The sequence below is a fragment of the Streptomyces dangxiongensis genome (assembly GCF_003675325.1).
Lineage (GTDB): Bacteria > Actinomycetota > Actinomycetes > Streptomycetales > Streptomycetaceae > Streptomyces > Streptomyces dangxiongensis.
Genome location: NZ_CP033073.1, coordinates 8055462 through 8066702 on the forward strand (window position 1 = coordinate 8055462; position 11241 = coordinate 8066702).

Below are 11241 nucleotides of genomic sequence, written 5' to 3' on the forward strand. Positions count from 1 at the left end.
TGGTCAGCGCTGTTTTGCCTGGTCGGTCTGGTGAGGGTTAGCGGTTGTGGGTGGGGCGTCTGTGTTGTTCGGCGAGGTGGTCGAGTTGTAGGGCCTTGACCCTGATTCCTGGACACGGGTTATGCGGCTTGGGTCAGCGTAGTTGGTGTCGTTCGGAGGGTGTTCTCGTAGGCGGTCGGGCTGCGGTGGCCGAGGCGGGAGTGACGGCGTCGGGTGTTGTAGCGATGGAGCCAGTGGAACGCGTCGAGGCGGGCCTCGCGCTCGCTGGACCAGTGCTTTCGGCCCTGGAGCGTCTCGCGTTTGAACGTCGCGTTGAAGGACTCGGCGAGCGCGTTGTCCGCGCTGGAGCCGATCGCGCTCATCGACTGGCGGACGCCGGCCTGGCGGCAGGCGTCGGCGAAGGCCCGGCTGGTGTACTGGGCCCCGTGGTCGGTGTGCATGACCGCCCCGGCGAGGCTGCCGCGGGTACGTTCGGCGGCGGCCAGGGCGTCGGTGACGAGGTCGGTGCGCATGTGGTCCGCGATCGCCCAGCCGGCCAGGCGGCGTGAGGCGAGGTCGATGACGGTGGCCAAATACAAGAACTTCCCGCCGTCCAGCGGGAGATAGGTGATGTCGCCGACGTACTTCGTGTTCGGCTCGCTTGCCGTGAAGTCGCGGCCGATGAGGTCCGGGGCCTTCGCCGCAGCCGGGTCCGCAACAGTGGTGCGGTGTCTGCGGCGCAAGCGCACGCCCGCCAGACCGGCGCCCCGCATCACCCGCGCGATCCGCTTGTGGTTGACGCGTTCGCCCGCTTCGCGGAGCTCGGCCGTGATCCTGGGGACGCCATAGGTGCCGTCCGACTCGCGGTGCACGGCCCGTATCCGGGCAGCGAGGCGAGCGTCCGCTGCCTGCCGGGCGGCCCGATCCACGGCCGTTCGCCCGCCAGTGGTAGAAGCTGGAGCGGGCGATGCCCACGATGGTGCACAGCCGCTTCACGCCGTAACGGCGCTGATGGTCGGCGACGAACTGGAAGCGGTTCACCAGCGCGTCTCCCCGGCGAAATACTTGGCCGCCTTCCGCAGGATCTCGCGCTCTTCCTCCAGCTCACGGACCTTTTTGCGCAGAGCGACGTTCTCCGCTTCCAGCGGCGTGGGCGGCTCGGCCGGCGCCTCCGCCCGTCGCCCCCGGGGCCGGCTCGCTCCGGCCGCTCGGACCCAGTTCCGCAAGGTTTCGGGATTGATCCCCAGATCGGCGGCGACCTGCCTGATCGTCGCCTCGGGCCGTGACCGGTACAGCGCGACCGCGTCCGCCTTGAACTGCGGCGGATAGTTCTTCATGACCACGAGATATCCGTTCTCAGATCCTCAGGATCCAGTGTCTCGTGTGTCCAGGATCAAGGGTCAAGGCCCGGGGGCGTAGGGGAGCGTGCTGCGACACTGCCGGTCACCGTCAGGGATCCCCCGCTCCGGGTCCCCGTCGGGCCTGCGCCGCCGGACGTCCGTGACGAAGAACTGCAGAAGGGCCGGCCGACTGGCCGGGCCCTTCGTCGTCCCTACGCGGTGCGTCGACCCAGGGTCGGCGGCCGGTCGCTCGTGTTGACGAACAACCGGCGGACGGTCTCCGGGTGCCAGCGCTCCCCGCGCTTGGGCCGGATGTCCTCCGCCTCGAGTACGGCGGCGATCTCGCGGAACGACAGCTGTTCCTCGTCCCGGAGCTGGCGGGCGCGGGCGCGGGCGCGGGCGCGGGCGCGGCCGGCCTGCTCCATCTCCTCCTCGGTCAGCTCCTTCTTGTGGGCCTGCCGGCCGTAGGGCGGGGCGCCGTAGGCGTACTGGCCCTTCTTCCCCTTGATGCGGCGGCCGCGGCGGTGCTTGGCCACGGTCATGCCGCGGTCCAGCTGGGCGAACACGCTCATCATCTGGCGCATGGCGGTGCGCATCGGGTCCTCGGGGTCGTCGGGCAGGATTTCGCCCTGATCGGCTATGAACGCGCGGCTGCCGTGCTTCCCCACTGCGCCGGGGCTGCCTCCTGCACCACCAGTTTGCGGGCCAGACGGTCAAGGTTCGGCGCCACGATGCCCTGGGCCTTCTTCTCCTCGACCCACAGCAGGGCGATGGCCAGCTCGGCCGCTCGTCCCCCCTCCCACACCACCTGGTGAACGCACGTCAGACGCACACGAACAAGTGTTACGGAGAGTAAGGAAACCAATCACCCTAGGTTGATGCATCTTCATCAATGTCCCGGGAGGCGCCCCCGGGGCTAGGAGTTGTCGTCAAAGTGTTCACGCCCACATCAGGAGCGATGCGAGGGTGACGGCTGCTTGGTAGGACTGGGCGGTCTTGTCGTACCTGGTGGCGATGCCGCGCCATTGCTTGAGGCGGTTGAAGCAGCGTTCGACGACGTTGCGGTGCTTGTAGACGCTGCGGTCGAAGGCCGGAGGGCGGCCGCCAGTGCTACCGCGCCGGGCCCGGTTGGCGACCTGGTCAGACCGTTCGGGAATGGTGTGGGCAATGCCGCGGCGGCGGAGCCAGGTGCGGATGGCTTTCGAGCTGTAGCCCTTGTCGCCGATCACGTGATCGGGCCTGATCCGGGGCCGGCCTGGCCCGATTCGGGGCACCCGTATCGCGTCCATCACGGCGGTGAACTGGGTGCAGTCGTTGGTGTTCCCGCCCGTCAGCACGAAGGCCGGCGGGCGGCCCGAGCCGTCGCAGGCAAGGTGAGTCTTGCTGGTCAGCCCGCCTCGGGACCGGCCCAGTTCCGGACCCCGGAGCCCCCTTTTCGGGCTCCGGCGGCGTGCTGGTGGGCTCGGACGATGGTGGAGTCGACCGACACCAGCCACTCGATGTCGCCCGCGGCATCCGCTTGCGCCTGCGCGGTTTGGAGCATCCGCTCGAAGGTTCCGTCCGCCGCCCACCGGCGGAAACGCGTGTGGAGGCTGGCCCACGACCCGTATCGCTCGGGCACATCCCGCCAGGCGACCCCGGTGCGGAACTTCCACACGATCCCGTTCAGGACCGTCCGGTCGTCCAGCCGGGGCCGGCCCAGCGCAGGCCGGGGCAGCAGCGGCTGCACGAGTTCCCACTCGGCATCGGACAGTTCATGGCGACGTATCACGACTCCATGATCCACAAAACAAGATCACTTTGACGACAGACCCTAGTACTCCAGTCAGAAATCGTTGCCTGAGCTGGTTCTTCTTCGGTAGTGGCAGCGGCGGGCTGTGGCTTGGTGTCGTCTGCGCCAGAGGGACCAGTTCAGGGCATGTGCAACGGGTCCGAGGCGGGGTGTGGGGCGGGGCAGCAGAGCGTCCAGGAGTCGGCGGACTTCTGCCACGGTGAAGTGGATGGTGCTGGTGGGCTCGTTTCTGCGGCCCCCCTTTCGGTGGTCTGGGCTGCGACGGCGGCCAGGAACGCGTGGGCGAGCATGGCAAGTGTGATGTGCCGGTACCAGCCCGGGTAGCGGCGAACTTCGTACTGGTCGAGGCCGCATTCGTTCTTCGCTGCCTGGTGTGAAGTGTCTTCTTGGTGCCAGGGGCCGCACGTCGCTTCTCTGCCACCACCGGATTCCTTGACCATGTGCCCTGACCTGGTGAGATCCTAGTTCGGCCTACTGGCGTCTAGTGGCACCAGTTGCTGGCAGATAGTGGCACCAGCCAGAACAGATTTGCGGCACTTCCCCAGACGACTTCGCTTGTTAGGACGCGCGTTTCCAGGGGTGGGGTCAGGGCGTACTCCATCAACTGACGATCACGGTGAGGGCCCGCTTGATGGTGAGGGCTGGGCGTGTTTGTCGAGCTATGCGGTGTGTGTAGGGGCAGCGGCCGTGTTGGGGGAGACGTGGCTGCGAGCGGTGTGCTGTGCGGCGGTTCAGGGCGTGGTCGGCCGGGACATCGGATGCCCGTTCCTTATCGATCGGCACGGCAGGCAGCACCATCGTGGCGAGTCCGCCGCAGGCCGGCCCGTGTGTGCATTTGGGTATGGCGCTACTTGCCCCTGAGGTCATCGATCCGACGCTGTTCCCACCAGTCTTGGATCATGTCGAGGCGCTTGACGGACGGTTCGATACGGCTCAGGGCTCGGTCCAGGTTGAGGAACGGCACCATCAGGCCGGTGAGTGACGAGGTCTTGGACTTCAACCCCTCTGCCTGCCTCGTCCAGGAGGCCAGGTGTTTGGCTGTGTCGCTGAGGCCGGTCAGCATACGCGCCATGTCGTCATCCGGCGGGGCCACGGCCGTTTCACCGGAGCTTTTGGAGCCGAGGAGTTGTTGGGCGGTAGCGACGGCTGTGGAGACAGCCTGGACTCGCTTCGCAGCGTGGTCGTGGAACCGGCGGGCCATCGATGTGAGATCGATGTCGACGCCTTCGGCCAGGCGGCCCCGAAGCTGGTGTGGCGTCACGATGGGGGCGGGGTCCGATGAAGCCATGACCCAGGCGATCGGTTTGTGTCGGCTGAGGAGTTCGTCCGCCAACACCCGGTAGGCCAGTACGAGGTCTGCGATCAGGTCGGGTTCCAGGGTGTCGCGGTGGTAGGCCGCGTTGCGGTATTCGTGCAGCCGGTCGAGTACGTCGCGTTCGTGGTCCGTCAGCACGCCCCGCTGCCTCAGGAACTTGGTCTTCTGGTCCAGATGGTTGTCCATCTTTGCCCGTCGGTCCGGGCCTACATGCTGGTCGATCAGCTGACTCAGCTGTCCGTCGAGCTGCCCGCCGCTGTCACGGAACTTCCACATCTCTTCGATGGTGCTGTCGGGGATTTGGAAGGCCAGTTGGGCGTTGACCTCACGGCCGATGATCACCTCGACTAGATGGTCCAGGAGGATGAGGGCAAGGCGATCGTGTGCTTGGTCGCCTGCCTCGGCACATCGCCGGATCTCGGCTATTTCGACCGCGAGCCAGTTCCACTGTTCGGAGTCCTGCGAGGCCGGGCGGTCCCAATCGGAAGCGAAAGGCTGCATGAGAGGCATGACTGCACCCTTTCATCCTCCCTCCGGGCGACCACCAGGTGAGATAGACAGCCACTGAGGCGACCCACCGCCCAAGGGCGATCGGTGCGGCGCCACCCGAGGCCCGCACCAGTGACCTTCGCGCTTACTGGTCCGCTCGGATTCCCACGCTGTGGTTGCTCAGCGCCCAGCCGCGACCGTGAGGAACGGGGCGTAGGAGGCGCTTGACGCTGCGGTCATTGGGGAAGTCCAGTGGCGCCGAGGAAACGCTGTTGGTTGCCGCAGATGTGCCGGCGGCTTGTTCGGGTGTCAGCGCCCAGCAGGTGGCGAGGCGGGCGACGACGTCGGAGGTCTGCCGGTCGAGCGGGGTGCCTGTTGTGACGGGCGAACGGGCCATCGGTCTCAAGGAGGACACGGTCGGGCGGCAAATCCCACGGAGTGGGGCCTGAGGCCGGGCCGCGGCCGCCGCAACAGGCGCCGGCCAGCGTTGCCCACTACAACGGCGACGGGCACCACTTCAGCCGGGCGGCCCTCGGACGCCGTCCCGTGACCTCGGTTTCGAACCGAGGTCGCGGCATGGAGTGAGCCTCTGCCCCGTCGAGGTCTGAAGAGGTTAGGCGAACCCATACTTCCTGGCGGCCCGCTCGGCCCGAACCCGCGGTCCCTTCATCTGCATTTGAGCGAACTGCTCGCTGACTCCGTAGGTGTTGGCCACACGCTCGTTGTCCCAGCCGCGGTAGGCCATGCGCTGTGCTGCGATGAGCGGAACCAGTAGTTCGCCGGCCATGAAGGTGGCCTGCTTCTCTTGCACGGGGTCGAACTGGCGATTGTGGTCCTCGCCGAGCACCACACCGTCGAAGGAGTGCTCCAGCAGGTGGTGCCCGAGCTCGTGGGCGATGTTGGAGCGACGCCTGACGAGCTTGTGGGACTCGTTCTCCACTATCACTCGCGCACTGCCGAGAGGCACCAGAGCGGCAGACCAGGACGAGGAGCTCTGCACGGTGAAGTGGCTGAGAGCCTCGTCTCGCAACTCGAACCTCAGCAGACCCTCGAGGGTGTACACCTTGATTCCGTGCTCCTCGGCGAGGGCGTAGGGATCGAGGGGGTCGAGGGGACCCAAACTCAGCCCGGCGCGTTCCTCCTGCGCGACCTCACGCATCAGCGCCTGCGTCCAGCGCAACTCAGTGGCTCCGGGATTCACGCTCGGCGCGGAACCGCCGGGCCGCGGCGCTGATCACCTCTTCGAGGTACGCAACGTCGTCGCCGCTGAGATCGCTGCGCGCCCGCAGTAGGGGAACGAGTGACGCCACCAGCTCAGGCTCTTCCCGGACGGATCCGTCACGGGTTGTTACGTAGAAGGTCTCCGCTGGCATGCGCAGCCACGTCGTCATGGCTGCGAATGCGGTGACGTCCGGCTTCAGCCCGTTGGCCATACGGGAGATGGTCGAGGCGCTCACCCCGAGGTCCTTGGCGAGCTGTCGCCATGACAGCCCCTTTTCGATGCGTGCCGCATCCAGCGCCCCATGCAGGGCCTGCACGTCCACGGTCGGACTCTCACTCATGCCTGTCCCCGATTTTCGTCACTGCTCGACTTTTCGATCACCCCTGGTACAGTGTAACTGCTCGACATTTCGAGCAGTGATGCACTTTCGCGTCACCGTGTGCGCGACAGGAACGCCATGACGCAGGACCGCGGGCCCAAGCCCGTCACGATCATCGTCAACACCCGCTCCCACACCTGGGAGACCAAGGAGATCACCTACGAGCAGGCCGTCGCCCTGGCCTACCCCGGCCAGCAGCCGAACGAGCAGGACACCTACACAGTTCAGTACAGCCGCGGCCGCGACGGACACGGATCGGGCAGCCTCACGGCCGGCCACAGCGTCCGGGTGAAGGAGGGGATGATCTTCGATGTCTACCGTACTTCTCGCTCGTGACCCGGACCTGTCCCGCCTCCTCGACGATGGCTACGACGTCGTCCTCCACGCCGGCCACATCATCGTCCGGCACATCCCCTATGCCACCGAGAACCGCACCGTCGACCACGGTTTCCTCGCCTACCCCATGACCGTCAGCGGAGACCACCTGGTCTCCGGCACTGATCACCGCATCTGGTTCGGCGGCTCCACTCCCTGCGATGAGCACGGCCGCCGTCTAACCCTCGTCAATCCGGAGACCCGGGTAATCGCCGAGGGCATGCAGGCGAACTTCATGCTCTCGGCCAAACCCGGTCCCGATGGCTACCCCGACGAGTACACGAAGATCACCGCGTACGCCAGGATCATCGCCGCCCAGGCGCAAGCCCTCGACTTCACGGCCACTCCCACCCCCGGCGCGGCGTGGCAGGAGATCGTCGACGACAGTCCCTTCGCCTACCGTGACACCGCCACCTCCCGCGCCGGTATCGCGGCCGTCAACCGCCGCTTCCGAGGCCACCGCATTGTGATCGTCGGCCTCGGCGGCAGCGGAACCTACATCCTCGACCAGATCGCCAAGACCGAGGTCGACTCGATCCTCCTCATCGACGGCGACACCTTCGACAACCACAACGCCTTCCGCGCCCCCGGCGCCCCCACTCTCGACACCCTGCGCGAACGCCCCAACAAGGCCGCCCACTTTGCCTTGGTCTACTCCAACATGCACCGAGGGGTATCCGCGTGTGCGCAGTACCTCGACGAGGACAACCTCGACCTCCTCGAAAGCGCGACATTCGTGTTCCTCGCCTCCGACGACGCCGCAAGCAAACCGGTGATCATCGACTGGCTCGAAGCCCACGAAGTACCGTTCATCGACGTCGGCATGGGCATCGAAGAGATCGACGGCCGCCTGAGCGGACTCCTGCGCGTCACCACCAGCCTCCCGGGCCGCCGAGACACAGCCCGTCACCGCATCCCCCAGCCGGCGCCCGAAGGCGACGCCTACGCACGCAACATCCAGACCGCCGACTTGAACGCACTCAACGCCGTCCTGGCCGTGATCCGCTGGAAACGCTCCATCGGCGTCTACGCCGACGCCACCGACGAGAGCCACACCACGTACTCGCTGATCACCAACGAGATCACCAACGAGGACCTGCCGTGACCGCACAAGACACCCTGCGCCCGGTCTTCACCGATACCTTCCCCGAAACGATGGACGCGGGAGTGCTGTACGTCTCGATCCCCTACCGCACCTGCAGCCACCTCTGCTGCTGCGGTTGCGGCCACGAAGTCATCACACCACTCTCCCCGGCACAGTGGTCGATTACCTACGACGGCCAAAACGTGTCCCTCACCCCCTCGATCGGCAACTGGGCGCTGCCTTGCCGCTCGCACTACTGGATTGATGACGGCCGCATCCGATGGAGCCGGCACTACTCGACAGCAGAAGTCGCCCAGAACAGGGATCGTGACCGCCATCTGTTGTCCCAATACACCGAAGAGCACAGGCCAAGGCCGCTGACCAGTCTGCGTCGCCACCTGCGGTCGTGGCTCCGGTAGGCCGATGAGCGCGGGGACTCGGCCCGCGTACGCACCCCTGGACCCTAAGCCAGGGAGCATCAACGCCTGCGCGACCCGCACCGGGATGACGTCAGCACGACGATCGGCATGAATTTCGGCAACTACACCCTCGGACCCCTGTTTTCGGGCCGCGACAACTACGACGACCTCCCACCCCGGCCACCGGGAAGCCACTGCTGTCGTCCTCGGCGTGGTGTACGCACTGGGCTGGCGCCCCGACCCGTTCGATGAGGTGGAACGCCGCATCACCTCAGCAGCTTCCCGGCGGGGTCGCACCTCCGGCGGCCGGATCGACTGCTACGGCAAGAAGTGCGGCTGGATCGGCTTCCACACCATGGCGGGCATGCTCGCCGACCGCGGCCAGCCACCCGAGGACCTCGAAATAGACATCGACCCGATCTTCCCCCAGTCCCCGGTCTCGGATCCGGTCGCGCTCGGCACCTGGACGCCGCGGGCACCAGTCGACGACATCGAGTGGCTGCGCCAGGGAATGGCTACCCCGCATCACGAGCAGACACCGAGAGCTGTCCGGTCGCCGAGCGATCAAGAGGTCAGCGGACACCGCGCGAAGCAGCATCCAATGCGGCGGAACCTGTGCGCTCCATCGCGCCGTCACCATCCGCAGCGAGGAAAACCCGGCCCTGCCGAATGCTCGTCAGGACCGGGCTGCTGCAAAGCGTGCTCTATGCCTGCGTCAGTGCCGGGCGAGGTTCAGTGCGAAACTGACGACTGCCCGCGCAGCGCCCGACAGCACCGCGGCCGTCAGGGTCAACCACGCCGGACATTGCTTCTTGAACAACTGCATCGCGACTCCCGAGGGAAGTAGAAAGGAAACATCCACCCCTCAGGCGAGACCCGCCGACCCGCCGGCCTGACGGCCAAGGCGACGGTGCCCGCCCGACGGCAGACCGAACGGGACCACCGGATGCTGCCCAGGTAGCTGGAGTGTCTGACCGATCCAGGCCCGGGCTGCCTGCCCGGCATCAGGCCGGAACGGCGTCCACTTGTTCGATCATCGTTTTGAAGCTGCGCAGCACCGACACGTACTGCGAGGTGGGAAGCCGTCGCAATTCCTCATTGCACATGCCCATCACGTAGCCATCGGACGGCTCGTGCTCGGACTTGCGCGGCTGCGGAAGCGTAGAGGCTGGCGGCACCTGGCCGGGGCTCGTTGCATAGACCCTGCCGTGCCGGTCGGGATGGATGATCAGCCCCTCGATCAGCCACTCCACGACATACAGGCCACGGCGGGGGTGGCCGGGCAGGCCCAACTGAAGATGCTGGGCCAGCGCCTCGGCCTCCACGGGTCCCTGTGCCAGAGCAGTCCGGGCGGCATCGGTGGCCCAGTGGCCCTCAAACAGGTGGTGAAGCATCACCCGGGCACGCGTCTCGTCAGCGGGCCACACCTCGGCCAGCGCAACGCCTTCCTCGGTAGCGGCGTAGCGGCCGCGAGCGCCGGTAACGATGCCCAAGGTGTCGAAGAAGCGCAGGCTCTCGGTGACTGTGTCGCCGCTCAGACCGACCTCCTTGGCGACGTGCGTGCTCTTGATCACGAGACGCTCCGGGCCACTGAGCCGAACGGCACCAAGGAACACTTCGCGCTGATGGCGCAAGCTGGCCCGGCCGGTCGGCAACACGCGTCCATCGATGCCTGTGACGGTCGTCATCAACGAGCCCCCCTCGCACAGGCCGACGCTGGAAGCGATAGGGCGCCAGCAGAATATACGAACATGTGTACCGCTTTTCGAAATGGGTGGGTGACCCATCCGCGCGGTCCGCGCGTGCTCGCTATAGTGAGTACGCGCGGAGCCGATCGGTGGGTTGTTTGGTGACTTCAGCTGATTTGTGCGCGCATCACAGCACCGTCGGGGCCAACCGGCGGTGCTTTGCGCTGCTCGAGAACCGTCCGGGTCAGGCACTCCCCTCGTGTGACTTAGCGGTTGGGGAAAGGCTGTATACGCCCTGCCGTGGCCGCACCACATCGCCCATTTTCACCAGCCGGCTCAACTCGGGGCTGACGTTGGAGGAGTTGGTCGAGGGGCGTGACTGGCGGACGTGCTCGATGATCTCACCCGTTGTCGCTTCCCCGCGCGGCCGCAGGAATTCCCGGATCAGATCGACCACAGGCATCGGTGGAGTGGAGGCGTTCGCGTCAGCCGTGGTCGACGGGAACAGCACATCCTGCGATGCCAGGGGTGAGCCCACCACCTTGCTCAAACGGCTCTCCACGCTCTGGAGAACTTCTCGCGAGGCCTCCGCCCGCAGCTGAGCGTCCTCGAGCGACTCCTGCGCTTCCTGGACCCGCTTCGCTGCGGCCCGCACTGCCTCTTCGTCCTCAGCCACCAAGCTCCGCAAATGTCTGGCGCTGTTGAGCAGGAAGCTTTGATGAGCCACCCTTCCCCCTTCCTCAACCTGTGCCGTGACCTTAGCGCTACGCGGACGCGAGCAGAGACCGCAGTGAGAGAGAAGCCGCGAACTCTGCCCGCCGATGTGGGTTAAGAACGCCGCAGGTACCGCTGTTACGGCCTTACTTCCACGCATTCCGCCGCGGCAACATCGGTGGCACATCGATAGAGTGATAAGCCGGTTCTCGGTTGACAGAAGCGGCCTCCGGCTAACCCACACCTCACGCCGGTACCCCGGCGTCGTGTCCAGATGTGGCAGGGCCGCGTCATCTGGCGAAGCCCCGCGGGACCACCTACTGGGCTTGCACAGTTGCAGTGGTGCCGCCTCTCCGGCTGGGGCCCCGCACCGTCGGCAGTGGGGTGCCCACACAGTTGCCCAGGGCGGAGCCGTAAGGGACACGACAGATCTTCGTGAACCTTC

10 protein-coding genes and 3 pseudogenes are annotated in these 11241 nt (G+C 66.5%); 3 read left to right on the forward strand and 10 right to left on the reverse strand.

What is annotated here, in order from left to right:
• Positions 1-119: 119 nt before the first annotated feature.
• The 8 genes and pseudogenes from D9753_RS36060 to D9753_RS36090 all read right to left on the reverse strand — a co-directional run bounded on the left by D9753_RS36060 (position 120) and on the right by D9753_RS36090 (position 6459).
• Positions 120-1322: pseudogene (locus tag D9753_RS36060) on the reverse strand (IS3 family transposase).
• A 209-nt stretch (positions 1323-1531) separates the two neighbouring features.
• The gene (locus D9753_RS36065; RefSeq protein WP_121790791.1) at positions 1532-1987 is read right to left on the reverse strand and encodes a serine integrase family protein; all 456 of its coding nucleotides are present in this window, start codon (positions 1985-1987) and stop codon (positions 1532-1534) included.
• Complete coding sequence (locus D9753_RS36860) at positions 1957-2151, reverse strand: hypothetical protein (RefSeq protein WP_163010898.1); 195 nt, start codon at positions 2149-2151, stop codon at positions 1957-1959. Before D9753_RS36860 ends, D9753_RS36065 begins: the two co-directional genes overlap by 31 nt.
• A gap of 106 nt (positions 2152-2257) precedes the next feature.
• A pseudogene (locus tag D9753_RS36070) lies at positions 2258-3087 on the reverse strand (IS5 family transposase).
• A gap of 143 nt (positions 3088-3230) precedes the next feature.
• Positions 3231-3482: pseudogene (locus D9753_RS36075) on the reverse strand (IS701 family transposase); the annotation flags it as partial.
• Between the two features lie 476 nt (positions 3483-3958).
• A complete protein-coding gene (locus tag D9753_RS36080; protein WP_240468411.1) occupies positions 3959-4936 on the reverse strand; it encodes a hypothetical protein in 978 nt (325 codons plus the stop codon).
• A gap of 592 nt (positions 4937-5528) precedes the next feature.
• Positions 5529-6095, reverse strand: coding sequence for an ImmA/IrrE family metallo-endopeptidase (locus D9753_RS36085; RefSeq protein ID WP_205614014.1), 567 nt, complete (start codon positions 6093-6095; stop codon positions 5529-5531).
• A gap of 1 nt (position 6096) precedes the next feature.
• Entirely contained in the window at positions 6097-6459 is a 363-nt protein-coding gene (locus tag D9753_RS36090; RefSeq protein WP_240467961.1) for a helix-turn-helix domain-containing protein, read from the reverse strand.
• A 135-nt stretch (positions 6460-6594) separates the two neighbouring features.
• Between D9753_RS36090 and D9753_RS36095 the strand changes: the two genes are divergently transcribed.
• Genes D9753_RS36095 through D9753_RS36105 form a run of 3 tightly spaced genes read left to right on the forward strand, consistent with a single transcriptional unit; the run spans position 6595 to position 8394 of the window.
• The gene (locus tag D9753_RS36095) at positions 6595-6852 is read left to right on the forward strand and encodes a multiubiquitin domain-containing protein (RefSeq protein ID WP_121785212.1); all 258 of its coding nucleotides are present in this window, start codon (positions 6595-6597) and stop codon (positions 6850-6852) included.
• Positions 6827-7996 carry a ThiF family adenylyltransferase gene (locus D9753_RS36100; RefSeq protein ID WP_121790792.1) on the forward strand — a complete coding sequence of 390 codons (1170 nt, stop codon included), beginning with the start codon at positions 6827-6829 and terminating at the stop codon, positions 7994-7996. Before D9753_RS36095 ends, D9753_RS36100 begins: the two co-directional genes overlap by 26 nt.
• Positions 7993-8394: a DUF6527 family protein gene (locus tag D9753_RS36105; RefSeq protein WP_121785208.1), complete on the forward strand. Its 402-nt coding sequence runs from the start codon at positions 7993-7995 to the stop codon at positions 8392-8394. Before D9753_RS36100 ends, D9753_RS36105 begins: the two co-directional genes overlap by 4 nt.
• Before the next feature lie 1004 nt (positions 8395-9398).
• On the opposite strand, the gene D9753_RS36110 is transcribed toward D9753_RS36105, so the two are convergent.
• Together D9753_RS36110 and D9753_RS36115 are read right to left on the reverse strand one after the other, a co-directional pair.
• On the reverse strand, positions 9399-10082 hold the full coding sequence (locus tag D9753_RS36110; protein WP_163010899.1) for a cupin domain-containing protein: 684 nt from the start codon (positions 10080-10082) through the stop codon (positions 9399-9401).
• 244 nt (positions 10083-10326) lie between these two features.
• Positions 10327-10758, reverse strand: a complete 432-nt coding sequence (locus tag D9753_RS36115; protein WP_163010535.1) for a hypothetical protein — start codon at positions 10756-10758, stop codon at positions 10327-10329.
• Positions 10759-11241: the final 483 nt, after the last annotated feature.